We start from the raw sequence: 25,908 nt of genomic DNA, 5'->3' as shown, positions 1-25,908 counted from the left end.
GGACCACGGCACTTCCACCGCGTCTCACCGGTCTTATACCAGGGTCCGGTTGCGGCGCCCGAGCACGCTGTCCCGATGCACGTACACGTTCAGCAGCAGCCCCATGCAGACGAACAGCGTGAGCAAGGCGGTGCCGCCGTAGCTGATCGGTGGCAGCGGATAACCCACGACCGGAAGGGTCCCGGTGGTCATCGAAATATTGATGAATGCGTACAGGAACACGATGAACGTGATCGACGCCGCCAGCACCCGGCCGAAGTGATTGCGGACGAACTGCGCAAGGACGACACCCCAGACAATGATCAGGGCGTAGATGGCCAGCAGGACCAGCGTCCCAACGAAGCCGAACTCTTCCGCAAACACGGTGAATGCGAAGTCAGTGTGGTGCTCGGGCAGGAACTCGAGCTGCGTCTGGCTGCCGCCCAGGAATCCCCGGCCGAAGGCACCGCCCGATCCGACCGCGATCTTGGACTGAAGCAGGTGATAGCCGGCGCCGAGCGGGTCGGATTCCGGGTCCAGGAACGAGCGCACGCGCACGCGCTGATACTCGTGCAGGACGAACCACCACAGCAGCGGCACCGCCCCGGCAGCCGCCACCGTTCCGGCAACGACGACCCGCAGGCTCAGCCCGGCCAGAAATGCCGTGACGCAGCCCACCGCCACGATTGCCGCCGCCGTTCCGAGGTCCGGCTGGCGCCACACCAGGAACGCAGGAACGGCGATCAGGATGCCGGGAACCAGGACTTCGAGGAATCCGCCTCGACCGCGTCGGTCGTGAAAGAACCGCGCAAGGGCCATCACCAGTGCCAGCTTGGCCGGCTCGGACGGCTGAAATTGGTACGACCCGACGCGGATCCACCGATCGACGGCGAGGTCGCTGGGAACAAACTCCAGCACCAGCAGCAGCGCCAGCATCATCGCCAACGGGACGTAGGCGAAGCGCAGCCAGAACCGTACGTCGACGAGGGCCACCGCGACCATCAGCAGGCACCCGGCCAGAGCACGCAGCGCGTGCGGCCAGAACCAAGGCCGACCGTCGCCGCCGGCGGCCGAGTACTGGACCGCGAGCCCGGCTGATATCAGGACCAGCAACGCGAGCAGCAGGTAAATCGGAGGGGTTTGCGCCAGACCCTGCAGCCGTTCACGAAAGCCCGGGATGTTCTCGTCCGCTTCGCGTACGAAGTCGACGCCGCTCACGCTATCTGTCCCACCCCTTCACTGCCGTCGGTGACACCTAGGCGCTGCGCTTCCAGCAGCAAATCCCGGGCAATGGGTGCCGCGACCCGCGACCCGCTGCCGCCGTGCTCGACGACGACGGCAACCGCATACCGAGGTTGCTCGACGGGCGCGAAACCAACGAACAACGCGTGATCACGGAACTTCCAGGGCAGATCCTCGTTCTTCTTGACGCCTGCTTTCCGCTCCTCCGCCGTGATCCGGCGGACCTGCACGGTCCCGGTCTTCCCGGCCATCAGAAAGTCATCGCGCTCGGTCCCGGCGTCTCGGGCCGTCCCGGTCGGGCTGTTGACGACGGCCGACATGGCATTGCGAACAAACGCCAGCGACGATTCCTCGATGTCGAGGGCGTCGGCCAAGCGTCGGGCAGCGCCGAAGTCCGACGGTGCCGCTCCTGTCAGCCCGTCATCCGTGCCATGATTCGCCACGCCCTGGACGAACCGGACTCCCAGTTCCCTGCCGCTCGCGATCCGGGCAGTCATCAGCGCCAGCTGGACCGGGGTTACGAGTAGGTATCCCTGACCGATACCGACGTTCGCGGTGTCGCTCTGGTACCAAGACTTGTTGTAGACCTCCTTCTTCCACGCCTTGGTCGGCACCAGACCGGTGCGCTCGTTGACGGATTCGTCAATGGTGGTCGCCGCCCCCAGACCGAGCCGACTCGCCATGGCCGCAATCCGGTCCACCCCCAGGTTCAGCGCCAGTTCATAGAAATGCAGATCACAGGACTGGGCAATCGCTTCGGTCAGGGCCAGCCGACCATGCCCCTGTCTGCGCCAGCAGTGGAATCGGTTGCCTCCGATTTCCCGCACCCCGCCGCAGAACACAGTGTGGTTGGGGTCGTGCCCGGCCTCCAAGGCCGCCAGCGCTACCGCGACCTTGAACGTCGATCCGGGCGCGTACCGGCCCCGCACCGAGCGGTCCACCAGCGGCGTGGTGGGACTGTTGCTCAGGGCATCCCACGTCGCGTGGTCCAGCCCGGTGACGAAAAGGTTTGGATCAAAACTGGGCGACGAACAGCAGGCCAGGGCCTCACCGCTGACGGTATCCAGCACCACGGCGGCACCGGTTTCTCCGGCCAGCAGCGAGGCGGCATAACGCTGCAGGCGATAGTCAACGCTTAAGCGCAGGTCCTTTCCCGGTAACGCCTTCTTTTCCCGCAGATTGCGAACCGATTTTCCGTGAGCGTTCACCTCGACGTGCAGCGTCCCGATCTTCCCGCGGAGGATGGCCTCGCTCGACTGCTCAAAGCCGACTCGACCGATTTGATAGTTGCTCAGGTGTGCGAGCACTTCGCTGCGACTGATGTCGTCGCTCGTAACCGATGACACATAACCGAGCAGATGGGCCAGGACCTCTCCGGCCGGGTAGTGGCGTTCGGACTCGCGACGGACCGAGACACCCGGCAGCACAACCGAATGCGACGCAACCTTCGTCACGTCCTCCCACGAGTGAAGCCGGACGAGCTTGTGCGGAGTTTCTCGGCTCCCCGAGGTCTGCCGAAAGATCTCGTGGAGTTCGGTGTATTGCGTGGAGGACGGCTGCAGAATGTGCTCCAGCCGCAGCATCATCGCGCGACGGCCCTCTTCTCCACTCGGGGGAATGACGTGAAGGTAGTGGTGCCAGCGGTTACCTGCCAACAGCATGCCGTTTCGATCAAATATCCGTCCCCGCGGCGGGACCAGCAACTGGAGCTTGACGCGGTTCTCGTCGGACCGCGCCGCATACTGTTCGTGTTCCAGAATCTGCAGCTGGTACAGGCGCTCGGCGACGACCGCTAGGAAGCAGCCATTCAATCCCAGTATCAGCAGGGAGCGGCGATCGAAATCGTGCCTGCGGTTACTCTCAACGGGCTTCATGTCGATGTGCCGGCGCTTCGAACAGGTACTGCAGCAAGACGAACGACTGGAGGATCACCGGATACAGCAGCAGGATCGCGGCCATCTGGAAAATAAGCGCCGCGGCGGTCACCTGGCCGCCGGTGAAGCCGACGCCGACCAGCAGCACGGCGACGGTGGCTACGGCAGTCAGCAAGGGTCCCAAGACCCACGGATAGAACCACGGTGGCGCGGTCGCGAAACGGTGCTGCAAGGTTGTGATCGCAAACCGGAGCACGAAGAGCGTGAGCGGGACCGTGCCGAGCTGAACACCGGAGAGCAGATCGCAGGCGACCCCGAACAGAAACAGGATCAGCGGATTCATGCGGCTGGTGTGCGCCGGGTACAAACAGCAAAGGCCGGCGACACCCAACACCGGCATGGGTGCCAAGAAGTCGATGGCCACCGCTGGTCCTGCCAGCACCGCCTGACCGAGCAGCAGGGTCAGCAGGGCCACTGGGCCGAACGCTCCTGTCGGCAGCAACCTCACAGCAGCTGCTCGGCGGGGACGGCGTTAACCGGTGCGCTCGGGATCACCTGCAAATACCGCATTCCTTCAATATCCACGGCCGGTCGGATGCGCATCCCGCCTTCCGTGCGTTCGACGCTCCCCACCAGGAGATGTGGCGGAAACATTCCCCCCTGGCCCGAGGTGTACAAGGCTTCGTGTTCCAGGAAGCTCGTCGGGCTCGATGACGACCCGACATAGGCGAACCGCAGGAATCCGCCCTTGCCGCCCGTCACGACCGCACTGTGACCGAAACGTTCGCCGAATACCGGCACGTGCGAGGCGATGCTCGTGAGCAACTGCACCCGGGCGGCCCGCTCACCGGCCACCGTGACGTAGCCCGCCATCCGGCCCAGCGAGACCACAGGGTCGCCCACTCTGATTCCGTCCCTGGCACCCCCATCAATGACGATGGTGTTGCGGGGTACGGCCGTACCGGCAGCAACGATCTGAACCGACACGTACGCGGTCACCTGCGACGGCACCAGCGCCAACAGCTCCCTCAGCTTGAGATTCTCGCTCTCGATGCGCTGCAGGGTGGTGACCTGGCTTCGCAGTCGATCGAGCTCGAAGTGTAGGCGCCGATTTTCTTCACGCGCATGGACAAGCTCATCGAAGTCCCGGATAAGCATTCCCGCACCTTCAAACGGCACATTAACGGCCGCGACGGTGACGGCCATGGCGTCGAGCAGTGTTGCCTCGATGCGCGAAACCGTCGGGGATTCAAACTGTCCGAGCAGAAGGAGTGCGACCGAGCCACCCGTCAGGACACCGGCCGCGTACCGCCGGTAACTTGCCTGCAGCCTATCGGCAACGCTGGCTAGCCGGTGTACGCCCCTCATCTCTACGTCTCGCTACCCCCGGATCGATCCTCGACCCCTGACCACACACCCGAGCCCGTCAGCTGGATCCGATTTGCGCCAGCTGGCGCAGCAGCAAACGGTTGCCCAGCAACTTCCCGGTACCATAGGCAACACAAAAGAGCGGCTCGTCATGCACCGCCACCGGCAGTCCCGTCGTATCGCGAATGACCTTGTCGATACCCTTGAGCAGGGCTCCCCCCCCGGTCAGGAGCACGCCCTGATTGACCAGGTCAGCCGCGAGTTCGGGGCTGGTGTGCCGCAGCGCATCCCGTACCGTTTCCGCAATCTGGTCCACGGTCTCGGAATAGGCCTCGTACATGTGCCGCTCCGAGACCTCGATTTCACGCGGCAGGCCGGTGGTCAGATCCATGCCGCGCACCGTGCAAGTCTGCCCGTCGGTGCCGTCCTCGGGTAGGCAGACAGAGCCGATGTCCTTCTTCAGGTTCTCGGCACTCTGCTCTCCCAGCTGGAGCTGGAAATTGTTCCGCACGTACGTGATCAGCGCCTGATCCAGCTTGTCGCCACCCAGTTGGACGGAACGCGTCGTCGCAAGCCCGCCAAGCGAGATGATGCCGACCTCGGTCGTACCCCCGCCAATATCCACCACCATGGACGCGTTGGATTCCATAATCGGCATGTCCGCGCCCAAGGCCGCCGCCATCGGCTCTTCGATCAGGACCACGTCGCGCGCGCCTGTCGACTCGGCCGACTCGCGAATCGCCCGGCGCTCCACCTGGGTCGCACCGGACGGAATGCACACCGCGATTCGCGGCGAGATGAAGCTTCGGTTCCGGTGCACCCGGCGGATGAAGTGCTCAAGCATCATGCCGGCCATCTCGAAGTCGGCGATCACGCCGTTCCGCATGGGACGGATGGCCCTGATCGAATCGGGCGTCCGCCCGATCATCTGCTTGGCATCCTTGCCAACGGCCAGCGTGTGCGGTTTGCCGTCCCTGTAACCCACGGAGATGATGGACGGCTCGTTCAGGACCACTCCCTGGCCTTGCACGTACACGAGCGTGTTGGCAGTGCCCAAGTCAATTCCGAACTCGCTTGAGAACGCGTCCAGAAGCCCTGAGAAAATGGCCATCAGACAATCCCGCTAAGGTGCGGTTGTGGTTATCCCTGCGCCGCGAATGCCGGTGGAACTCCCCGTTGGCGTTTCGTGAATAGCCGGTTCAGGGCCGTTATGTAGGCACGAGCTGCAGCCACCATAGTATCAGTGTCGGCCGCATGACCCGTGACCGACCGACCGTTCTCCTCAAGCCGGACGGTCACGTCTGCCTGCGCGTCAGTTCCGCCCGTGACCGCACTGACCTGAAATAATTCAAGCCGGTAGTCGCCGGGGACCAAAGCCGCGATTCCCTTGAACACCGCGTCGACCGGGCCCGACCCGGTCAGTTCCTTGCTCTGCTCCACGCCGTCGATGCGGAGCGTGACCGCCGCTTGGGCGTCCTCTTCGGTTCCGCAGCGCAGCGCCAGGTCGACCAGAGCGACCCGCTCGTCCTCCGCGGCAACGCCGACGTCCGCCAGCGCCAGCAGGTCCTCTTCAAAGACTTCCTTCTTCTTGTCGGCGAGTTCCTTAAACCGGACGAAGACGTCGTTCAGCTGGTTGGCACCGAGATCGATGCCGAGCTCGCGCAGTTTCGCGCTCAGCGCCGCCCGGCCGGAGTGCTTGCCCAGCACCAGACTGGACTTGGTGAGACCGACCGACTCCGGGGTCATGATCTCGTACGTCTCCGAGTGCTTGAGCATGCCATCCTGGTGAATGCCGGATTCATGCGCGAACGCATTGGCCCCGACCACCGCCTTGTTTGGCTGCACCGAGAACCCGGTCACTTGCGCGAGCAGACGCGAGGCACGGGTGATATGCCGCGTGGCCACCGACGTCTCATAGACCATCGCGTCCTTACGGGTCCGAAGCGCCATGACGATTTCCTCCATCGCCGCGTTTCCGGCCCGCTCGCCAATGCCGTTGATCGTGCATTCCACCTGGCGCGCGCCCGCTGAAATCGCTGCGAGCGAGTTCGCCACCGCGAGGCCCAGATCGTTGTGACAGTGGACCGACAGGACCGCCTTGTCGATGTTCGGAACCCGGTTCCGTAGCATCGAGATCAGATCGGCAAACTCCGAGGGTATGGCGTAGCCGACCGTGTCAGGGATGTTGATGGTGCTGGCACCGGCGTCGATGGCGCTCTCGACGCAACGGCAGAGGAAATCGTGGTCCGTGCGCGAGCCGTCTTCGGGGCTCCACTCCACGTCTTCGGCGAAGTTCCTTGCGTACGTCACGCTGTCCACGACCAGCGCATGGACTTCTTCTGGTTCCAGCTGGAGCTTGTGCTTCATGTGGAGCGCGCTGGTCGAGATAAACGTGTGAATACGGGCGCGATTCGCCTGCTTCAGCGCCTCCGCCGCCCGCTCGATGTCGCGACGACTGGCGCGCGCCAGGCCGCAGATGATCGAGTCTTTCACCGACCCCGCGACCGCCTGCACGGCCTCGAAATCTCCGTTGGACGCGGCCGGGAAACCCGCCTCAATCACGTCCACATTCAGGTGGGACAGCACCTCCGCGACCCGTAGCTTCTCCTCAAGGTTCATCGAGCAGCCGGGAGACTGCTCTCCGTCTCGCAGGGTGGTGTCGAAGATCACTACATGATCGGCGGATTTAGCCATGACGTTCCCCGAGGGCAGACGCGCAGAAGTGGCGCGGTTCCACGGCTCTTTGGCTCCGCGCTCGCTCAGTGCACTGTCAAGCTGTACCTACCCTGAAATTACCGCAAGTTCAACGGTTTTCGGGCGCTCGGCCCGCCGCGGCGCTCAATTCTTGTCGCGGTCCACCAGCTTGTTTTCGGCCAACCACGGCATCATGGCTCGGAGCTTTTCACCGACTTCCTCGATCGGATGGCCGGCCGCGCGTCGCCGCATGCTCTTGAAGCTTGGCTGTCCGACGGCGCACTCGGTCATCCACTGGCGTGTGAAACGGCCCTTCTGGATGTCCTCGAGCACTCCTTTCATTGCGGCCCGCGCCTCCTCGCCAATGACGCGCGGGCCGCTCGTGTAGTCGCCGAATTCGGCCGTGTTGGACACCGAATAACGCATGTTGGCGATGCCGCCCTCGTAGATGAGGTCGACGATCAGCTTGACCTCGTGCAAGCACTCGAAATAGGCCATTTCGGGCGCGTAACCGGCTTCCACCAGCGTCTCGTACCCGGCGGTGATCAGTTCGGTCAATCCGCCGCAAAGCACCACCTGTTCCCCGAACAGGTCGGTCTCGCACTCCTCCTTGAACGTGGTCTCGATGATGCCCGCGCGGCCGGCCCCGAGCCCGCAGCCGTAAGAGAGGCCGATCTCCAGCGCGTTCCCCGACGCGTTCTGGTGGACGGCCACCAGGGAGGGCACGCCACCACCCCGCTCGTACTCCGCACGCACGGTATGCCCGGGCCCTTTCGGCGCCAGCATGAAGATGTCGAGATCGGGGCGCGGGTCGATCAGGCCGTAGTGAATGTTCAGGCCGTGGGCGAATCCGAGGGCGGCGCCCTGCTGCATGTTCTGCTCGAGGTGGTCGCGCCAGATTCCCCCCTGCAGTTCGTCGGGTGTCGCCATCATCATGACGTCGGCCCAGCCAGCACCGTCGGCGACGGAGACAACTTCAAAGCCGGCCGCCTCCGCCTTCGCGGCGGAGCCGGAGCCGGCGCGAAGCGCGACCTTTACGTCCTGTACACCGCTGTCGCGCAGATTGGCGGCATGAGCGTGGCCCTGGCTTCCATAACCAATGATGACGACCTTCATTCCCTTGATGAGATTGGCGTCTGAATCGCGGTCGTAATACACGCGCATGAATGTGTCTCCTGTTGGAAGTCGTGGGCCAGGCCAGCGAGCCAAGCCGCGCGAATTTAGGAAGTCGTATCGCCGCGGGCGAGTGCCACCGCGCCGGTCCGGGCCACCTCGGCGAGGCCGAGCGGCCGCATCAGATCAATGAAAGCGTCCAGCTTCCCCGCCGATCCCGTCAATTCGAAGATGAACGAACGATTCGTGCTGTCGACCACCCGGGCACGGAAGATGTCCGCAATCCGGAGCGCCTCGACCCGCTTCTCGCCCCGCCCCTGCACCTTCACCAGCAACAGATCCCTGGCCACGTACGGGCCCTCGAGGGTCAGGTCCACCACCTTGTGCACCGGCACGATACGGCCGATCTGGCTGCGGATCTGCTCCACGGTCATGGGCGTGCCGGTCGTCACGACGGTGATCCGCGACATGCCCCGTTCACGATCCACCTCGGCGACCGTCAGGCTTTCGATGTTGTAGCCCCGCGCCGAGAACAGCCCGACGACGCGCGCCAGCACGCCGAACTCGTTGTCCACGAGCACCGACAGGACGTGGGTTGAACTGGTTTCGTCCACCTTCAACCCCCCCAGGGCCGGCATGCGCAACGACGGAGCGCCCCAGCCGGGTCGTCCTTCGCCGGGAATGTAGCGAACGCACCGGGCACGCGGAAGGCGGACGCCCGTTCGCTGGAACGGCAGGTGCCCCGCATCATTCGCGTGCCGTCCCGTTGATGGGCCGGCGTCAACGGCCGGCACCGGTCGCAGGACGACCTCCAGCAGCTTGACACGGCCACGGCGCGGCCAGCGGCAAGGCCCGTCCGACGTACATGCAGTCGGCCGGAAAAGCTCCGCGACCGCATGGTTAGCCCGACGCCGGGCCGGCGGCTTCCTCCGTCCCGAGCAGAGACCACAACGAAATCCAGCCCTGCAGCGCCGCGACATGCACTAGGCCGGTCACCACGGCCGCCACCACGGTGGCCAGCAGGACCTTCCGAACCAGCAGCGGTCGGGCGGGCGCACCCGGATCCTGCCCCGGCACGCGCTCCCGGGACGGTTCGATTCCCACCGGCAGCAGCATGAAGAACAGCAGCCACCAGACGATGGAGAACACCACCACCAGGCCGAGCGCCGACATCAGCGCTGTTCCAGTTCGATGAGCGTCCCGTCGAAATCCTTCGGGTGCAGGAACAGGACCGGTTTCCCATGCGCCCCGATCTTCGGCTCGCCGTCGCCGAGCACTCTCGCGCCCGCCTGCACCAGCCGGTCACGGGCGCCGCCGAGATCGTCGACCTCGTAGCAGAGATGGTGAATTCCGCCCGCCGGGTTCCGCGCCAGGAATGCAGCCACGGGCGACTCGTCGCCCAGCGGATGCAGCAACTCGATCTTGGTGTTGGAAAGCTCGACGAATACCGTGGTGACCCCGTGATCCGGGAGCGGGAGCGGCGCCGACACTCGCGCGCCGAAAATATCCCGATAGCGGCGGGCGGCGGTGTCGAGATCGGGAACCACGATGGCAACGTGGTTCAGTTCGCCCAAGATTGATTCCATCCCGTCAGCCCCCCAGCCGGATCAGTTCCACGACGACGTCCGGCTGCTTGAGCAGGGACCGGCGACACGCACGGCGCACGGCCTTCTCGAGAATCGGCCGAGCGTGCCCGTCTTCCTCGCACTCTCCGGCCGCGAACCCGTCCCACACGCTGAGGACGGTCTCGGCGATGTCAATTTCTGCCCCGTTGCTCACCGGGTCGAGCCCGTGAAACGTGACCCGCGGCTCCACCAGGACCTCGTCATCCTCCACGACCATCGTCACGGTGACCGCCCCATGGTACGCCATGCGCCGGCGGGCCTGCAGGTGGCCGGCCTCGCGGGGCACGACGTCGGTCCCGTCCAGGATCAGCCTCCCCGCCTCGACCCAGCCGACCTCCGCCGCTTGCGGCGCCAGACGGATCACCCTGCCGTTACGTGGCTCGAACACCTCGGGCACCTGCAGGGACCGGGCGAGATTGGCGTGCGCGCGGATGTGGAGCGGCTCGCCGTGCACCGGCAGTGCGATCTGCGGCCGGATACAGTGGTACATGCGCGTGAGCTCATCGCGCGCCGGGTGTCCCGACACGTGAATCGGCGCCTGCTCCGAGGTGACGACGTCGCACCCCAGCTCAATCAGTCCGTTCCAGATTCGCTTGACCGCGATCTCGTTCCCCGGAATGACCCGCGACGAAAAGATCACCCGGTCGCCCGGCGCGAAATGCAGGGCGCGATGCCGCCGCTCGATGATCCGGGACAGCGCCGCCCGGGGTTCGCCCTGCGAACCGGTGCAGACAACCAACAGGTCGTTGCGCGGAAACGACCGGATCGCGTCTTCCTTGATGAATGCCGGGACACCGGCAAGGTATCCCGCCGCGCGCGCCGCGTCGGTGAGCCGCCACAACGACCGCCCCACCAGCGCCACCTTGCGGCTGCACCGCCGGGCCACCTCCGCCACCGTGCGGAGCCGCGCCACGTTGGAAGCGAACGTCGCCACCGCTACCAGCCCTGGCTGTCCGTCGACCAACGGGACCAGCTCGTCGGCGATATCGCCCTCGGATCCCGACTCCCCGGCGACCAGGGCATTGGTGGAATCGCAGGTGATTGCCAAGACCCCGGCGTCACCCAGCTGCCGGAGCCTGACTTCGTCCGTCGTCGGTCCCAGCCCGGGCCGCGGGTCGAACTTCCAGTCGCCCGTGTGCAGCACCACGCCGGCCGGGGTGGTCAGCGCGATCGCGTGAGACTCCGGAATCGAGTGCGTGATGGGCACGTACTCCGCGCGGAAGTGGCCGAGCTGGCGCGATTCACCGGGCGCCACCTGGTCCACCGGAACGACATCCCGCAGGCCGGCGTCCGAGAGTTTTTCCTGCAGGAGCATGGCCGCGAACGGGGTCGCGAGCACCGGACACCGGAGCCTGGGCCAAAGGTGATGCACCGCGCCGTGGTGATCCTCGTGGGCGTGCGTCAGCACGATGGCCTCGATCCGGTCCTCCATGCCTTCGAGCGCCCGGATGTCCGGCATCACGACGTCCGCCTCCGGCATCCGCTCGTCCCGAAACGACACGCCGCAATCGATCATGATCCAGCGGCCATCGTACCCGTAGAGGTTCAGGTTCATGCCGATTTCGCCGGAACCGCCCAGAGGCACGAACAGCAGTTCGTCGGAGCCGGGAATCGGCAGGCTGCTCATGCCGGGGTGTCCCGGTTGTGGCGATGCACGAAGCACAGTCCGTACAGCGTGAGGTTGGGGTCCACGGTGTCGATGACGCCGGTGGCCTGGGCGAACAGATCGGCCAGCCCGCCCGTCGCCACCACCTGCATCGACGGCTGTCCCCGTTCCGTCCGTATCCGTTCGATCAAGCCCTCGATCAGGCCGACATAGCCCCAGTAGATCCCTGACCGCATGGCGGAAACCGTGTCCCGGCCGACGACGGCCGCAGGCCGCCCGATGGCGATTCGCGGCAGACGGGCTGCCTCCGCGTGCAGCGCCTCTAGGGACAGGTTGACGCCGGGGGCGATCACGCCCCCTTCATACGAGCCGTGCGCGCCGACGACGTCGAAGGTCGTCGCTGTCCCGAAATCGACGACGATCACGGCGCCGCCGTACCGGCGGTAAGCCCCCACCGCATTGACCAGCCGGTCGGCGCCAACCTCCTGGGGACTCGGAATATGAACCTCGATGCCGAGGTCGAGCCCGTCGCCGACCACGTCGGCCCGGCATCCGAACATCCGGTCGGCTAGCAGGCGCAGTTCGAACAGGGACGCTGGCACCACCGTCGAAATCACGACGGCGCCGACGGTGTCCGGGCTGCGGCCGTCCAGTTTCATCAACTGCGACAGCGTTGCCGCGTACTCGTCCGCCGTACGGTCCACCGACGTCGCCAGGCGCCACGACACCAGCAGGCGATCGCCCTCGAACATGGCGAACACCGTGTTGGTGTTCCCGACGTCCACGGCCAGCAGCTGCGACGCCATCAGCCGTCCATCTCGGGAAACGCATCGCCGGCAATGATCCGCCGACGCTCGCCGTCGCCCTGGTCGAGCAGCAGCGCACCGTCATCGTCGACGCCGGCGAATGCCCCCTGCACTTCGTCGTCGCCGATGCGCACCCGAAACGGGGTCCCGGCCGGCAGCGCCAGGGCGCGCCAGCGCTCGAGAATTCGGTCGTGTCCGTGCGCCGCGCGGGCGGCCAGGCGCTCCAGATACGCAGCCAGCAGGCGGGCGGGGCTGACCGGCGGTGCCCCCTCGCGTGCAAGATCGGTCGCCGGCAGTGACGTCGCATCGGGGTGCGAGACCAGGTTTACGCCGGTCCCGACCACCGTGGCGGCACGCTCCGGCGCCGTCTCCGCCAGAATCCCGGCGACCTTGCGGCCGCCGACCACGAGGTCGTTCGGCCATTTCAACCGGGCGGCCACCGTGCTCCCCGTCACCTCGAGCACCGCCTCCACCAGGCAAATCCCGGCCCGAAACACCTCGAGGGCCGGGTGCGCGCCACCGGCCCCGGGACGCACCACCGACGCGTAGAGATTGCCGGGTGGAGAGACCCAGCCGCGGCCGTGACGGCCGCGGCCCTGCTCCTGCCGGCGTGCCCAGACGACGAGGTTGGCTTCCGCGGGGCGGCCGGCCCGACGCCACGCTTCAGCGTTCGTGCTGTCCACGGTGTTCAGCCGCACCACCCGAAATTCCGTCACCGCTTCCGCTCAGAGTCCAAGCGTGCCTGCGGCCCGGGCCGCCGCCTCGACCACCACGGGGGCCACGAATAGAAACAGCAGCGCGGTCAGCGCCGTCGCGGTCACCGTCCACGTGACCTTCCGTCCGGGCATGTGCTCGAAATCCTCGTCCCCATCCGCGAAATACATCACGTAGACCACGCGGAAGTAATAGGCGGCGGCCACCACGCTGGCGAGCACGCCGACCACCGCCAGCCAGAACAGGTCCGCCTCGACCGCTGCCCGAAACACATACAGCTTGGCCAGAAATCCGGCGAGCGGCGGCAGGCCAGCCATCGACAGCAACAATGCCGAGAACGCCAGCGCGAACATCGGGCGGTGCCGACCGATTCCCGCGAGGTGCTCCATCTGCTCGAACGGCTGATGGCTGCGGTGCATGGCCAGGAGACAGGCAAACGCGCCGATGGTCATGACCGCGTAGATCGCGAGATATACGCACGCTCCGTGGATTCCCTCCGGTGTTCCGGCGGCAATCCCGACGAAGATGTATCCCGAGTGACCGATGGTCCCGTAGGCCAGCAGCCGTTTGAGGCCCGTCTGCCGGAGCGCGCCGAACGCCCCCACCGTCATGGACAGGACCGCCAGCACCGCGATCGCCGGCATCCACACGTCCGCCAGGCCGATCAGTGGCCCGAACAGCACCCGCAGCATCAGGGCTCCGGCCGCAACCTTGGGAGCGGCGGCCAGGAACGCCGTGACGGGCGTCGGAGCCCCCTCGTAGACGTCCGGGGTCCACATGTGGAACGGCGCCGCCGACAACTTGAAGGCGATTCCTGCCACCAGGAAGACCAGCCCGGCCGCGGCACCGAGCGGCGGAGCATCCGGCAACGCGACGGCGAGCGCGTTGAAGTCCGTCGTGCCGGTGAACCCGTAGAGCAGCGCGCAGCCATAGAGCAGCAGGGCCGAGGCCAGCGCGCCCAGGACGAAGTACTTGATCCCGGCCTCGCCAGCGTGACGCGATTCGCGCTTCAGTGCAGTCAGGACGTAGAGCGGGATACTCATCATCTCGAGCCCCAGGTAGAGGCTCATCAGATTGTTCGCCGACACGGTCGCGAGCATGCCCAGTGCCGAAAACAGCACCAGCACCGGGTACTCGAATGCCCGCATGCTCGCCGACTGGCGGCCCTCCTCCGCAATCAGGAGGGTCCAGGCGGTCGCCCCCAGGACCAGGATCTTCATGAACTTGCCGAACCCGTCGACCACGAACAGCCCGCCGAAGATGAGGCCGTCGGGAGGCGTCGGAACCAGGGCCAGCGCCCCCACCAACGTGAGCAGCGCGGCCCGGGTCAGCCATACCCGCCGTTGATCGACAACGAAGGGGCCGACCATGGTGAGCACGGTCGCCCCCAGCGCCAGGAGCAACTCGGGCAGCGCGCCCAGGATTGCCGGGGTCAGCTCCATCACAAACCGCCACCCGTCTGTGCGGCCAGCAGCCTCGCCGCCAGTTCGGCCGACGGTCCCTCGACCAGCCGGAACACGAAGTCCGGCTGGATGCCGAGCCAGAGGACCAGGATCGCGAGCGGCAGGAACATGCCGGTTTCGCGACGATCCAGATCCGGCAGCGGCGGCCCCGCTGGCACCCTGCCGAACACCACGCGGCGGTACAGCCACAGCATGTAGGCGGCCGACAGCACCATGCCGGCGGCCGCGCAGGCCGCGAAGACCGCGCTCACGGGAAACACGCCCACGATGACGAGGAACTCGCCCACGAAGCCGCTGGTGGCCGGCAATCCGACCGCGGCCAGCGCAAACAGCATGAACAGGACCGCGTAACGCGGCATGGAATGGACGAGGCCGCCGTAGTCGGCGATCTCCCGGGAGTGCCGCCTGTCGTACACCACGCCGACCACCAGGAACAGTGCCGCCGACACCAGGCCATGGCTCAGCATTTGCACGATCGCGCCGGAGATCGCCCGTGCGGAAGCCGTGAACAGCCCGAGCGTCACGACTCCCATGTGGGCCACCGACGAATAGGCGATCAGCCGCTTCATGTCGCGCTGCATCAGAGCGACCAGCGACGTGTAGAGGATCGCGACAGCACTCAGCACGTAGACCAGCGGCATGAATTCCGCGCTTGCCGCGGGCAGCATCGGCAGCGAAAAGCGGAGGAAACCGTAGCCGCCGAGCTTCAGGAGGACGCCCGCTAGGATGACCGACCCGGCGGTCGGCGCCTGGACATGGGCGTCCGGCAGCCAAGTGTGCAGCGGCCACATCGGCACCTTGACCGCGAACGACGCGAACATCGCGATCCAGATCCAGCGCTGGGCGTCGACGGCGATCGGCATGTGCTCCAGACGGTCCATGTCGGTGGAGCCGGCCAGGCTGGCGAGCGTCAGGATCGCAATCAGGAACAGCACCGACCCGGCCAGGGTGTAGAGCACAAACTTGAAGGCGGCATGCACGCGCCGCTCGCCTCCCCAGATCCCGATGATCAGGAACATCGGAATCAGGATGGCCTCGAAGAACACGTAGAACAGCAGGGCGTCCCGCGCCACGAAGACCCCGATCATGAGGGCCTCCATGGCCAGGAACGCGACCATCCACGAGCGCACGCGCTCAACGACCGTCGTCCAGGAGGCAACGATGCAGATCGGCACCAGGAGCGCCGTCAGCAGGATGAACAGGACCGAAATCCCGTCCACGCCGACGTGATACGCGACGCCGAGCTTCGGCAGCCACACGGCGTGCTCGACAAACTGGAAGCCGTCCTTGCCCGGATCGAACCGGGCGGCCAGCACGATCGCCAATGCCAGGTTGGCAAGCGAGGTCCAGAGCGTCACATCGCGGGCGTTGCGGTCATTCTCCGCTCCGCTGCGGCCGGTCAGGGCGAGGAAGGCGATTCCCGCCACCGGCAGGAACACCAGCAGCGACAGGATGGGCCAGGTGCTCACGAAAGGCCCCCCACCAGCAGGTTCCACGCCGCAAACAGCACCGCCCCGATGACCACCACCAGCGCGTAGTGGTGCAGCTGGCCGGTCTGCAGGAACTGCACGCGCACCGCGCCCGCCAGGGCAGCCCGGCCGACCCCCTCGGGGCCGCGCCGGTCGATGAGCCCTTGATCGATCACGGCGGCGAGGAAGCTCCCCACGCGTCGAACCGTTCGCACGACGAACCCGTCGTAGAGTGCGTCAAATCGCCAGCCCGCGGCCAGGAAGGCTCCCACGGCGGCGGTCCTGGCCGCCGCCCGGGCCCCGAGCTCGGGACGAGCCACGTACACCAGCCACGCCACCAGCAGCCCGCCGCCGCCGGCGACCGCCGGAGCAATCGGCACCCATACCGGAACGTCGCCGTGGTGCGCCGTGGCAAACAGACCGCGCCAGAACGGGGTGCCCGCGTCCGCCAAGTCATGCGCCCACCAGCCGGCCACGCACGCCGCCGCGGCGAGCACCAGCACGGGGAACCGCATCGACCATCCCGGCTCGTGCACCGCCGCCAGCACCCGGGCGGGCGCCCTGGCCTCGCCGGCGAATACCAGGAAGACGAGGCGCCAACTGTACAAACCCGTCAGAAACGCCGCGGCGAGGCCCAACCAGAAGCCCGTCAGTGCGACCGGTCCGTGGGCGGCAAACGCGCTCTCGAGAATGACGTCCTTGGACCAGAAACCGGCAAACGGCGGCAGGCCCGACAGGGCCAGGCTGCCGACCACCATGGCCGCGCACGTGAGGGGCATCCGGCGGGCCAACCCGCCCATGCGGCGCAGGTCCTGTTCATGCGCAAGCGCGTGAATCACGGCACCGGCGCCGAGAAACAGCAGGGCCTTGAAGAACGCGTGCGTAAACAGATGGAACAGCGCGGCCGCGGGCACCGCCACCCCGGCCGCGAGAAACATGTAACCCAGCTGGCTGCAGGTCGACCACGCCACCACCCGCTTGATGTCGGTCTGGGCCAGCGCGATCGTCGCGGCAAACAGGGCCGTGGCCGCGCCGACCACCGCCACCAGGCCCATGGCCACCGGCGCCCCCTCGTAGAGCGGCGCGCAGCGGGCCACCAGAAACACGCCCGCCGTGACCATGGTGGCGGCGTGCAGCAACGCGGATACCGGCGTCGGCCCCTCCATCGCGTCGGCCAACCACGTGTGGAGCCCGATCTGCGCGGACTTGCCCATCGCGCCGACCAGCAGCAGCACGCCGATTACCTCCAGGGCCGGCAGGCCGAGCAATGTTGCCGCGCCCGCGTCCGCCGCCCCGCCGAACACCGCGTCGAACGTCAGGCTCTCGAACGTCAGCGCGATTGCCGCCAACGCGAGCACCAGCCCCACATCGCCGATCCGGTTCATCAGGAACGCCTTGATCGCGGCGGCATTGGCCGTGGACCGCTCGTACCAGAAGCCGATCAGGAGGTACGAGGAGAGGCCGACCCCTTCCCATCCGCAGAACAGCTGCAGGAAGTTGTCCGCGCTGACCAGCAACAGCATCGAGAACGTGAACAGCGACAGGAAGGCGAAGAAACGCGGTCGGTGTGGATCCTCGGCCATGTAGCCGATGGCGTAGAGGTGTACCAGCGCCGATATCGCGTTGACCACCACCAGCATGAGCGCCGACAGCGGATCCGCGCGCAGGGCCCAGTCGAGCTGGAGTCCGTCCACCGCGATCCACGTGGCCAGCGACACGCGGGCCGGGTCGTCCCCCAGCCCGGCCAGGACGCCGATCGACGCGGCGAGCGCCAGTGCCGTGAGGCAGGTGGTCGTGATTCCGGCCAGGGCCGGGCTCGCCCGCCGGGACAGCAGGGCCGCCAGCGCCGCACCGGCCAGCGGCAGGAACACGGCGGCGACGGTCATCATCCCTTGAGATCCTGAATGTCTTCAACCGCAATGGTCCCGCGGAGCCGGAAAAACACCACGAGGATGGCGAGACCGACGGCGGCCTCCGCCGCCGCCACGGTCAGCACGAACAGCGTGAACACCTGGCCGGCCGGGTCGCCGAGATAGGCCGAAAAGGCCACGAAGTTCAGATTCACCGCCAGCAGCAGCAACTCGATCGCCATCAGGATCATGATCACGTTTCGGCGATTCAGGACGATGCCGATGATCCCGACCGTGAACACCGAACCGCCCAGCATGAGGTAATGCGCAAGCGTGACCGTCATCGACCCTGCTCCGACACCCCGGCACCCACTGCCGGATCCTCCAGGCGAATCGATTCGCCCTGGTGGCGGACGAACTGCCGCACCGGGTCCTGCCGGCGCACGCCGGGACGGTAGCGGTGCGCGAGCACGATCGCGCCGATCATGGCGACGAGGAGGATGGCTCCCGCCAGTTCGAACAGCGCCGCATAGTCCGTGTAGATCAGGCGGCCCAGCGCCCGCGTGTTGGATACGCCACCGGGCAGCGGCTCCGGAGCCTCGGCAGGACCGCCCGCAAAGGCCACGAACGCGAGTTCCAGCAACAGGATGGCGCCGGCCGCCAGGGCGGCGGGCAGCCGGGCCCGGAGCGTCCCGCCGGGCTGCCCGGTGTCCAGCGTCATGACGACGAACAGGAACAGCACGGCGACAGCGCCCACGTAGACGATCAGCATCATCATGCCGAGGAACTCGGCACCCAGCAGGATGAACAGCCCCGCAGCGTTCAGGAACGCCAGAATCAGGAAGAACACCGCGTGTACGAGGCTGCGCGCCGACACGACGAAGACGGACGACATCATGAGCACGGCCGCGCACAGCCAGAAGAACAGGTCGGGCGCGGTCATGGCCGGTCAGCGCGCCGTCGCGTCGGCGGCAAGGCGCTCCGCGATCGCGTGTTCCCAGCGGTCGCCGTTCTCAAGCAGGCGCTCCTTGGTGTAGAGAAGCTCCTCGCGTGTCTCCGTCGAAAACTCGAAGTTGGGCCCCTGCACGATGGCGTCGACCGGGCAGGCCTCCTCGCACAGCCCGCAATAGATGCACTTCGTCATGTCGATGTCGTATCGGGTGGTGCGCCGGCTGCCGTCGGCCCGGGGTTCCGCCTCGATGGTGATCGCGAGGGCTGGGCAGACGGCCTCGCAGAGCTTGCAGGCAATGCAGCGCTCCTCGCCGTTGGGATAGCGCCGCAGGGCATGCTCGCCGCGGAAACGATGGCTCAGCCGGCCCTTTTCATTCGGATAGGCGAGGGTCACCGGCGGGCTCAGCATCCGTCGGAACGTGCGGGTCAGGCCGGCGAAGAGCTCGACCAGCGACGCCATCCGGAGCGCGTGCAGGATCCGGATCAGGACGTTGGGCTCCGTCATCGGATCACACCCTTTCCGGCAGCCAGTCGAACGCCACCAGCACGGCGGACGTCAACACCACCCAGGCCAGCGTCAGCGGCAGGAAGACCTTCCAGCCGATCCGCATCAGCTGGTCGTAACGGTACCTGGGTAAGGTGGCGCGCACCCACAGGAACACGAACAGCAGGAACGCGGTCTTGAGGGCAAACCAGACGATGCCCGGGACCGGCAGCACCTCCGTTCCCGGCACCGGCAGCCAGCCGCCCAAGAACAGGATCGTTCCCATCGCGCTCATGAGAATCATGGAGGCGTATTCGCCCAAGAAAAACATGACGAACAGCATGGACGAGTACTCGGTGGCGTACCCCGCCACCAGCGCCGCCTCGTCCTCGGGCAGATCGAAGGGCGCGCGGTTGGTCTCGGCCAATGCGGAAATGAAGAACACCACGGCCATGGGAAGCAGGGGTACCACGTACCAGATGCGTTCCTGTGCCTGCACGATCTCGGTCAAGTTAAGCGACCCAGCGCAGAGCACGACAGTCACGATCACGAAGCCGATGGACACCTCGTAGGAGACCATCTGGGCCGCCGACCGGAGGGCGCCCAGAAACGGGTACTTCGAGTTGCTCGCCCAGCCGGCCATGATGATGCCGTAGATCGCGAGCGACGAGATCGCGAACAGGTACAGCACCCCGACATTGATGTTGGCCAGCACCAGCTGTTCGCTCACCGGGATGACCGCCCAGGCGGCGAGGCTGAGCGTAAACGTCACGACCGGGGCCAGCACGAACACCACCCGGTTGGCGCGGGACGGGATGACGATCTCCTTAGCCAGCAGCTTGAGACCGTCAGCGAACGGCTGCAGCAGGCCGAACGGCCCCACGACGTTCGGACCGCGACGCCGATGGGCAGCGGCGATGACCTTGCGCTCCGCAAGGGTCAGGTAGGCGATGCACACGAGCAGCGGCACCACGACCAACAGGATGCCGAGCGTCACCTGCAGGATCGTCAGGACGGCATCAAGCATCGGCGACGGCCCGGGCACAGGCAGCCATGGTGGCCGAGGCCCGGCTGATCGGGCAGGTGCGGTAGTAGTCGGGAACCACTTCCGCGAACGGCGCTCCATCCAGTTCGCCGCCCGCATTCCCGAAGGACGTCAGCGGCGCCGGCGGCGGCACCTGGTCGATCGCCGTCAGATGCGGGTGCGCCGCCTCGATCCAGCGCCAGAGCCCCGCCAGCGAATCGTAGGGCAGCGGTGTCCCCATCCGCGCCGCCAATGCCACGGGAATCTTCCAGTCCGGTCGGGCGTCGCCCGGAGGCGGATGGGCCGGCCGAGCCCGTTGCGGCCGGCCCTCGGTGTTGACGTAGGTGGCTTCCTGCTCGGTGTACGCCGCCGCCGGAAGCAGTACGTCAGCGTAGCGCGCGCCGCGATCGGCATGATGTCCCTGGTAGACGGTGAACGTGTCCCGGAAGGCTTCCGGATCGATTTCATCGGCGCCCAGAAGGTACATGAAATCGAGCCCGCCCTCGTTCGCCGCGCTCACCATGCCCCGCGCATCGAGCCCGCCCTCGGCAGGCACCACGCCAAGCTCCAGACCGCCCGCGCGCGCGGCGCACCGCTGCAGCACCGAAAATCCGTTCCAGTCGGCGCGGGCGGCATCCGCGGCTTCGGCCACCTGCCGGGCCAGGCCGAGGATGACGGCCCCGTCTGCGCGTGCCAGGGCGCCCGAACCCACGACGATCAGGGGATGCCGGGCCTGCCCCAACGCCGCTGCGAACGGATGCGTCCCCAGCGCAAGCTCGGCGAGAGCGTCTGGACCGTTGCCAAGTTCGGTCACCGGGTAGGTCAGGTCGGTCGCCGGGCCGATCCGGGCGACCGGAATGCCGGTCGCACGCCAGCGCTTGCGGATCCGGGCGTTGATCACGGGAGCTTCGCGGCGGGGATTGGTGCCGACCAACAGGATCGCATCCGCCCGGTCGATTCCGGCAATGGTCGCGTTGAAACGCCACGAGGCCGGCTTCCCGGACCCGAACGCACCCCCATCCTGGCGGCAGTCCACGCTGGCGACACCGCGCTGGCGCATCAGGTCGGCCAGCGCCGCCATGCCCTCCAGCCCGACCAGATCGCCGGCCAGCAGAGCGGTCCGGGCGGCCGCTGCGTCCTGCAGCGCTGTTGCCACCGCCGCAAGGGCAACGTCCCAGGTCACCGGCTCGAACGCCCCGTTCTGCCGCAGCCACGGCTGATCCAGTCGCCGCACGGCCAATCCGTCGACGGCATGGCGCGACCGGTCGCCGATCCATTCCTCGTTGATGTCCTCGTTGACCCGCGGCAGCACGCGGAGCACCCGGCCGTCCCGTGCATCGATCCGGATCGCCGATCCGGTGCCGTCCAGGACGTCGACGCTTTCGGTATGGGACAGCTCCCAGGGACGGGCCGCAAAAGCGTACGGCTTCGAGGTCAGTGCGCCGACCGGACACAGGTCCACGACGTTGCCGGCCAGCTCGCTGTGCAGGCATCCCTCGAGCGCGGCCACGATCTCCATGTCTTCGCCGCGGCCCATGGTGCCGAGTTCCGGGACGCCGGCCACTTCATCCATGAACCGGACGCACCGCGTGCAGTGGATGCACCGGGTCATGACCGTCTTGACGAGCGGGCCAAAATCCTTGTCCGACACGGCGCGCTTGGCTTCCCGGAAGCGGCTCCGGACCCGCCCGTAGTAGAGGGCCTGGTCCTGCAGATCGCATTCGCCACCCTGATCGCAGATCGGACAGTCCAGCGGATGGTTCACGAGCAGGAATTCCATCACGCCCTCGCGCGCCGCCTGCACGCGCTCGGACTGCGTCAGGATCTGCATCCCCTCCGCCACCGGCATGGCGCAGCTCGCCACCGGTTTGGGGACGCCGACCTGCTCCACCAGGCACATGCGGCAGTTGCCCGCGATCGACAGGCGTTCGTGAAAACAGAACCTCGGGATCTCGACACCCGCCTGCTCGCAGGCCCGGAGGACCGTGGTGCCGTCGGCGACCTCGACCTCGGTTCCGTCAATGCTCAGCTTGGGCATCGAGCGTCTCAGGCGGCAAGGAAGCGGGAGCTTCCGGCGACGCGCTGTTCCAGTTCGTCGCGGAAGTGCGTCAGGAGGCCCTGCACGGGCCACGCGGCCGCGTCACCCAGGGCGCAGATGGTGTGTCCCTCGATCTGCGCGCACACGGACTCGAGCGTATCGAGATCCGATGGCGCGGCCTCTCCGGCCACGAACCGGTCCATGATCCGCGACACCCAGCCGGTCCCCTCCCGGCATGGGGTGCACTGACCGCAGCTTTCGTGCCAGTAGAAGTGGGACAGCCGCGCGATCGCCGCCACGATGTCGGTGGTGCGATCCATCACGATGACGCCCGCCGTGCCCAGCGCACTGCCGGCCTCGCGCAGCCCATCAAAGTCCATCTGCAGGTTGTCGCACGCGGACGCCGGCAGCACCTTGGTGCTGGAACCGCCGGGGATCACCCCCAATAGGTTGTCCCAGCCGCCGCGGACGCCGCCGCCGTACTGCTCGATTAGTTCGCGGAGCGGGATGCCCATCTCCGCCTCCACCGTGCACGGGCGTTCCACGTGCCCGGACAGGCAGAACAGCTTGGTACCGGTGTTCTGCGGGCGGCCGATACCGCCGAACCAGGGCGCCCCGCGCCGCAGAATCGCCGGCACCGCGGCGATCGTCTCGACGTTGTTCACGGTCGTGGGATAGCCCCAGAGGCCGGCGCTTGCCGGGAACGGCGGCTTGAGCCGCGGAAACCCCTTCTTGCCCTCCAGGCTCTCGATCAGTCCGGTCTCCTCGCCGCAGATGTAGGCACCCGCCCCCCGGTGGACGTGGATGTCGAAGTCGTGACCCGATCCGCAGGCGTCCGGCCCGAGCAGTCCGGCCGCGTAGCATTCCGTGATTGCCGCCTCGAGGCAGCGCCGCTCCGCCTCGAATTCGCCCCGGACGTAGATATAGGCGGTGTGCGCGCTGATGCCGACCCCGGCCAGCAACGTCCCCTCGATCAGTTTGTGCGGTTCGTGCCGCAGGATCTCGCGGTCCTTGCAGGTCCCCGGCTCGCTCTCGTCGGCGTTCACGATCAGGTAGTGAGGCCGGACGGGGGCGGGTTCCTTCGGCATGAACGACCACTTGAGGCCCGTCGAAAAGCCCGCCCCGCCCCGGCCCCGAAGGCCGGAATCACGGATCGTGCCCTGGATGGCCTCGCGGCCGCGGCGGATCAGCGCCCGGGTGTCCTCCCAGTCGCCGCGCCGCCGGGCGGCTTCAAGGCCGGGGTCCGCGGTCCCGTCGAGATTCGGGAAGACCCGGTCGGCGTCGCGCACGGCTTCAGCCGTCCTTTGGGCCACGATGGGCCTGGATCCAGGCGCGCATCTGCCCGCCGTCCAGGCGTTCGTGGAAATCGTCGTTGATCTGGACGACCGGCGCGTCCGCGCAGGCACCGAGACACTCCACCTCGATCAAAGTGAAGTCGCCGTCCGGCGTGGTCTCGCCGGGCGCGATGCCGAGCTCGTGCCGGGCGGCGGCAAGCACCTCGTCGCTGCCCCGGAGCCAGCACGGCGTCGTGCGGCACACCTGCACCAGATACCGGCCGACCGGCCGGTCGTGGAACATCGAGTAGAACGTGACCAGTTCCCGCACCCGCATCGATGGCATGCCGAGATAGTCGCCCACCGCGTCGACGACCGCGGCCGGCAACCAGCCGCCGTGCCGTCGCTGCGCGAGGTCCAGGAGCGGCAGCACGGCGCTCTGGCGGTGCTCCTGCGGGTACCTGCCGAGAATCCGCTCGGCCTCGTCCCGGTCCGGGCCGGGAAAGAGATCGGCGCCTCCGGTCATCGGTCGACCTCCCCGAAGACGATGTCCAGCGACGCGATGCAGGCCACCACGTCGGCCAGCTGGTGCCCGCGGACCATGGCGTCGAGGCCCTGCAGGTGCGCGAAACCCGGCGCCCGGATATGGCACCGGTACGGCCGACTGCCGCCGTCGGCCACGAGATAGACGCCGAACTCTCCCTTGGGCGCCTCGACCGCCGCGTAGACCTCGCCCTCGGGCACGCGCACGCCTTCCGTGAACAGCTTGAAATGCGCGATCAACGCCTCCATCGAATGTTTCATGTCGCCGCGCGCAGGTGGCCGGATCCGGGGATTGCCGGCGAGCACTGGCCCGGCCGGCAGGCGGGCGATGCACTGGCGGATCAGGCCGACGCTCTGGCGCATCTCTTCCAGCCGCAGGAGATAGCGGTCGAAGCAGTCGCCGTTCGTGCCCACGGGCACCTTGAAGTCGAGGTCCGCGTAGACCTCGTAGGGCTGGGCGCGCCGCAGGTCCCAGGCGATCCCGGATCCCCGGATCATCGGTCCGGTGAAGCCCCACGCCAGTGCGTCCTTGGCCGTGACCACGCCGATGTCGACGGTGCGCTGGCGGAAGATCCGGTTCTCACTCAGCAGCTCCTCGACGTCCGCCAGGATCGTCTCGAAGCCGTCGGCCCACGTCAGGATCTCGTCCGTGAGACCGGGCGGGAGGTCCCGATGGACCCCGCCCACCCGGTAGTAGGCGGCATGCAGCCGGGCACCCGAGGCCGCCTCGTAGAACCCCATCAGTTTCTCGCGTTCCTCGAACAGCCACAGGAACGGTGTGGTGGCGCCAAGGTCGAGCGCCTGCGCCCCGATCTGCAGCGCGTGGTTGAGGACCCGCGTGATCTCGTCGAACAGGACGCGCAGGTACCGCGCACGCGGGGGAATATCGAGTTCCAGCAGGCGTTCCGCGGCGAGCACGAAGGCATGCTCCTGCGCCATCGGCGACACGTAGTCGAGCCGGTCGAAATAGGGAATCGCCTGCACGTAGGTCTTGTGCTCGATCAGTTTTTCGGTGCCGCGATGAAGCAGCCCGATGTGCGGATCGGCCCGCTCCACGACCTCCCCGTCCATCTCGAGCACCAGACGCAGCACCCCGTGGGCGGCCGGATGCTGGGGCCCGAAGTTCAGCGTCAGGTTCTGGATCTGGACGTCAGTCATGCTCCGGATCCTCCGGAGCGGCCGGCGGCGCTCCCTCCCAAGGGCTCTCGAAGTCGAACTCCCGAAACGCCTGGGGCAAATGGACCGGCTCGTACACGACGCGCTTCAGTCCGTCGTCGTACCGCACCTCAACCTTGCCCGACAGGGGGAAGTCGCGCCGCAACGGATGACCCTGAAAACCGTAGTCCGTCAGGATTCGCCGCAGATCGGGGTGGCCGTCAAAGGCAATGCCGAACAGGTCCCAGACTTCGCGCTCGTACCACCCGGCGGCCGGGAATACTTCCACCACCGACGGGACGGGAGTGTCCTCAGGCACGGCGACCTTCACCCGGACCCGCCGGTTATGCACCACGCTGAGCAGGTGGTACACCACCTCGAAGCGGCTTGATCGTTCGGGATAGTCCACCGCGCAGAGATCCACCAACTGGGTAAACCGGAGGCCCGGCTCGTCCCGCAGGTAGGCCAGCACCTGCGCGATGTCCGGTACGGCGACCTGAAGTTCATCGTCGCCGAATCGGGACTGGCCCCGCGCCGCGGGAAAGTCGCGCTGGACGGCGGACAGCAGGGCCGCGTGCGCGCGCCCGGGGTCGGCGCCCTCGGAGAACTCGCTCATACCAGCTCCTGGCAAGGGTT

Annotated in this window: 25 protein-coding genes; all 25 read right to left on the bottom strand. The window is 67.1% G+C overall.

Translation table 11 applies throughout. The annotated features are described in order from the left end of the window. Positions 1-33 precede the first annotated feature (33 nt). Positions 34-1,197: a rod shape-determining protein RodA gene (rodA, locus tag OXH60_05035; protein ID MDE0711482.1), complete on the bottom strand. Its 1,164-nt coding sequence runs from the start codon at positions 1,195-1,197 to the stop codon at positions 34-36. Beyond that, on the bottom strand, positions 1,194-3,095 hold the full coding sequence (gene mrdA / locus OXH60_05030) for a penicillin-binding protein 2 (GenBank protein MDE0711481.1): 1,902 nt from the start codon (positions 3,093-3,095) through the stop codon (positions 1,194-1,196). Before mrdA ends, rodA begins: the two co-directional genes overlap by 4 nt. Further along, complete coding sequence (locus tag OXH60_05025) at positions 3,082-3,570, bottom strand: hypothetical protein (GenBank protein MDE0711480.1); 489 nt, start codon at positions 3,568-3,570, stop codon at positions 3,082-3,084. The genes mrdA and OXH60_05025 overlap by 14 nt, the downstream gene beginning before the upstream one ends. Before the next feature lie 29 nt (positions 3,571-3,599). Next, the gene (locus tag OXH60_05020; GenBank protein ID MDE0711479.1) at positions 3,600-4,463 is read right to left on the bottom strand and encodes a rod shape-determining protein MreC; all 864 of its coding nucleotides are present in this window, start codon (positions 4,461-4,463) and stop codon (positions 3,600-3,602) included. Between the two features lie 58 nt (positions 4,464-4,521). After that, positions 4,522-5,574 (bottom strand): rod shape-determining protein, encoded by a 1,053-nt coding sequence (locus OXH60_05015; protein MDE0711478.1) that lies wholly within the window; start codon positions 5,572-5,574, stop codon positions 4,522-4,524. Between the two features lie 29 nt (positions 5,575-5,603). After that, the gene (locus OXH60_05010; GenBank protein ID MDE0711477.1) at positions 5,604-7,157 is read right to left on the bottom strand and encodes a 2-isopropylmalate synthase; all 1,554 of its coding nucleotides are present in this window, start codon (positions 7,155-7,157) and stop codon (positions 5,604-5,606) included. Positions 7,158-7,301: 144 nt separating this feature from the next. Further along, positions 7,302-8,321, bottom strand: coding sequence for a ketol-acid reductoisomerase (ilvC, locus tag OXH60_05005; protein ID MDE0711476.1), 1,020 nt, complete (start codon positions 8,319-8,321; stop codon positions 7,302-7,304). Between the two features lie 56 nt (positions 8,322-8,377). Continuing rightward, the gene (gene ilvN, locus OXH60_05000) at positions 8,378-8,908 is read right to left on the bottom strand and encodes an acetolactate synthase small subunit (protein MDE0711475.1); all 531 of its coding nucleotides are present in this window, start codon (positions 8,906-8,908) and stop codon (positions 8,378-8,380) included. 262 nt (positions 8,909-9,170) lie between these two features. Beyond that, complete coding sequence (locus OXH60_04995; GenBank protein ID MDE0711474.1) at positions 9,171-9,443, bottom strand: DUF1467 family protein; 273 nt, start codon at positions 9,441-9,443, stop codon at positions 9,171-9,173. Then, on the bottom strand, positions 9,443-9,847 hold the full coding sequence (gene mce / locus OXH60_04990) for a methylmalonyl-CoA epimerase (protein MDE0711473.1): 405 nt from the start codon (positions 9,845-9,847) through the stop codon (positions 9,443-9,445). The genes OXH60_04995 and mce overlap by 1 nt, the downstream gene beginning before the upstream one ends. 13 nt (positions 9,848-9,860) lie before the next feature. Continuing rightward, positions 9,861-11,522, bottom strand: coding sequence for a ribonuclease J (locus tag OXH60_04985; GenBank protein ID MDE0711472.1), 1,662 nt, complete (start codon positions 11,520-11,522; stop codon positions 9,861-9,863). Beyond that, positions 11,519-12,307 carry a type III pantothenate kinase gene (locus OXH60_04980; GenBank protein MDE0711471.1) on the bottom strand — a complete coding sequence of 263 codons (789 nt, stop codon included), beginning with the start codon at positions 12,305-12,307 and terminating at the stop codon, positions 11,519-11,521. The genes OXH60_04985 and OXH60_04980 overlap by 4 nt, the downstream gene beginning before the upstream one ends. After that, positions 12,307-13,023, bottom strand: coding sequence for a biotin--[acetyl-CoA-carboxylase] ligase (locus OXH60_04975; GenBank protein ID MDE0711470.1), 717 nt, complete (start codon positions 13,021-13,023; stop codon positions 12,307-12,309). The genes OXH60_04980 and OXH60_04975 overlap by 1 nt, the downstream gene beginning before the upstream one ends. 9 nt (positions 13,024-13,032) lie before the next feature. Then, entirely contained in the window at positions 13,033-14,463 is a 1,431-nt protein-coding gene (nuoN, locus tag OXH60_04970; protein MDE0711469.1) for an NADH-quinone oxidoreductase subunit NuoN, read from the bottom strand. Further along, positions 14,463-15,953 (bottom strand): NADH-quinone oxidoreductase subunit M, encoded by a 1,491-nt coding sequence (locus tag OXH60_04965; GenBank protein ID MDE0711468.1) that lies wholly within the window; start codon positions 15,951-15,953, stop codon positions 14,463-14,465. The genes nuoN and OXH60_04965 overlap by 1 nt, the downstream gene beginning before the upstream one ends. Further along, on the bottom strand, positions 15,950-17,839 hold the full coding sequence (gene nuoL, locus OXH60_04960; GenBank protein MDE0711467.1) for an NADH-quinone oxidoreductase subunit L: 1,890 nt from the start codon (positions 17,837-17,839) through the stop codon (positions 15,950-15,952). Before nuoL ends, OXH60_04965 begins: the two co-directional genes overlap by 4 nt. After that, positions 17,839-18,147 carry an NADH-quinone oxidoreductase subunit NuoK gene (nuoK, locus tag OXH60_04955; GenBank protein ID MDE0711466.1) on the bottom strand — a complete coding sequence of 103 codons (309 nt, stop codon included), beginning with the start codon at positions 18,145-18,147 and terminating at the stop codon, positions 17,839-17,841. Before nuoK ends, nuoL begins: the two co-directional genes overlap by 1 nt. Then, positions 18,144-18,746: an NADH-quinone oxidoreductase subunit J gene (locus OXH60_04950; protein ID MDE0711465.1), complete on the bottom strand. Its 603-nt coding sequence runs from the start codon at positions 18,744-18,746 to the stop codon at positions 18,144-18,146. Before OXH60_04950 ends, nuoK begins: the two co-directional genes overlap by 4 nt. 6 nt (positions 18,747-18,752) lie before the next feature. Continuing rightward, positions 18,753-19,241, bottom strand: coding sequence for an NADH-quinone oxidoreductase subunit NuoI (gene nuoI / locus OXH60_04945; GenBank protein ID MDE0711464.1), 489 nt, complete (start codon positions 19,239-19,241; stop codon positions 18,753-18,755). Between the two features lie 22 nt (positions 19,242-19,263). Continuing rightward, a complete protein-coding gene (gene nuoH, locus OXH60_04940; GenBank protein MDE0711463.1) occupies positions 19,264-20,265 on the bottom strand; it encodes an NADH-quinone oxidoreductase subunit NuoH in 1,002 nt (333 codons plus the stop codon). Then, positions 20,258-22,300, bottom strand: a complete 2,043-nt coding sequence (nuoG, locus tag OXH60_04935) for an NADH-quinone oxidoreductase subunit NuoG (GenBank protein ID MDE0711462.1) — start codon at positions 22,298-22,300, stop codon at positions 20,258-20,260. The genes nuoH and nuoG overlap by 8 nt, the downstream gene beginning before the upstream one ends. Before the next feature lie 8 nt (positions 22,301-22,308). Further along, entirely contained in the window at positions 22,309-23,613 is a 1,305-nt protein-coding gene (gene nuoF / locus OXH60_04930) for an NADH-quinone oxidoreductase subunit NuoF (GenBank protein MDE0711461.1), read from the bottom strand. Then, entirely contained in the window at positions 23,594-24,100 is a 507-nt protein-coding gene (locus OXH60_04925; GenBank protein MDE0711460.1) for an NAD(P)H-dependent oxidoreductase subunit E, read from the bottom strand. Before OXH60_04925 ends, nuoF begins: the two co-directional genes overlap by 20 nt. Next, on the bottom strand, positions 24,097-25,275 hold the full coding sequence (locus tag OXH60_04920) for an NADH-quinone oxidoreductase subunit D (protein MDE0711459.1): 1,179 nt from the start codon (positions 25,273-25,275) through the stop codon (positions 24,097-24,099). The genes OXH60_04925 and OXH60_04920 overlap by 4 nt, the downstream gene beginning before the upstream one ends. Next, entirely contained in the window at positions 25,268-25,888 is a 621-nt protein-coding gene (locus OXH60_04915) for an NADH-quinone oxidoreductase subunit C (protein MDE0711458.1), read from the bottom strand. The genes OXH60_04920 and OXH60_04915 overlap by 8 nt, the downstream gene beginning before the upstream one ends. Between the last annotated feature and the right edge of the window lie 20 nt (positions 25,889-25,908).

It is taken from the genome of Rhodospirillales bacterium, assembly GCA_028824295.1.
GTDB lineage: Bacteria > Pseudomonadota > Alphaproteobacteria > TMED109 > TMED109 > VXPW01.
The sequence above is the reverse complement of the archived record's forward strand: the minus strand, read 5'-3'. Positions and strand labels throughout refer to the sequence as shown.

Bases quoted from the DNA above. Each gene is read 5' to 3' on its own strand.
- mrdA (MDE0711481.1), bottom strand. From the start codon at position 3,095: ATGAAGCCCGTTGAGAGTAACCGCAGGCACGATTTCGATCGCCGCTCC.
- OXH60_05020 (MDE0711479.1), bottom strand. From the start codon at position 4,463: ATGAGGGGCGTACACCGGCTAGCCAGCGTTGCCGATAGGCTGCAGGCA.
- OXH60_05015 (MDE0711478.1), bottom strand. From the start codon at position 5,574: ATGGCCATTTTCTCAGGGCTTCTGGACGCGTTCTCAAGCGAGTTCGGA.
- OXH60_05010 (MDE0711477.1), bottom strand. From the start codon at position 7,157: ATGGCTAAATCCGCCGATCATGTAGTGATCTTCGACACCACCCTGCGA.
- ilvC (MDE0711476.1), bottom strand. From the start codon at position 8,321: ATGCGCGTGTATTACGACCGCGATTCAGACGCCAATCTCATCAAGGGA.
- ilvN (MDE0711475.1), bottom strand. From the start codon at position 8,908: ATGCCGGCCCTGGGGGGGTTGAAGGTGGACGAAACCAGTTCAACCCAC.
- OXH60_04995 (MDE0711474.1), bottom strand. From the start codon at position 9,443: ATGTCGGCGCTCGGCCTGGTGGTGGTGTTCTCCATCGTCTGGTGGCTG.
- OXH60_04985 (MDE0711472.1), bottom strand. From the start codon at position 11,522: ATGAGCAGCCTGCCGATTCCCGGCTCCGACGAACTGCTGTTCGTGCCT.
- OXH60_04980 (MDE0711471.1), bottom strand. From the start codon at position 12,307: ATGGCGTCGCAGCTGCTGGCCGTGGACGTCGGGAACACCAACACGGTG.
- nuoN (MDE0711469.1), bottom strand. From the start codon at position 14,463: ATGGAGCTGACCCCGGCAATCCTGGGCGCGCTGCCCGAGTTGCTCCTG.
- nuoL (MDE0711467.1), bottom strand. From the start codon at position 17,839: ATGACCGTCGCCGCCGTGTTCCTGCCGCTGGCCGGTGCGGCGCTGGCG.
- nuoK (MDE0711466.1), bottom strand. From the start codon at position 18,147: ATGACGGTCACGCTTGCGCATTACCTCATGCTGGGCGGTTCGGTGTTC.
- OXH60_04950 (MDE0711465.1), bottom strand. From the start codon at position 18,746: ATGACCGCGCCCGACCTGTTCTTCTGGCTGTGCGCGGCCGTGCTCATG.
- nuoH (MDE0711463.1), bottom strand. From the start codon at position 20,265: ATGCTTGATGCCGTCCTGACGATCCTGCAGGTGACGCTCGGCATCCTG.
- nuoG (MDE0711462.1), bottom strand. From the start codon at position 22,300: ATGCCCAAGCTGAGCATTGACGGAACCGAGGTCGAGGTCGCCGACGGC.
- OXH60_04925 (MDE0711460.1), bottom strand. From the start codon at position 24,100: ATGACCGGAGGCGCCGATCTCTTTCCCGGCCCGGACCGGGACGAGGCC.
- OXH60_04920 (MDE0711459.1), bottom strand. From the start codon at position 25,275: ATGACTGACGTCCAGATCCAGAACCTGACGCTGAACTTCGGGCCCCAG.
- OXH60_04915 (MDE0711458.1), bottom strand. From the start codon at position 25,888: ATGAGCGAGTTCTCCGAGGGCGCCGACCCCGGGCGCGCGCACGCGGCC.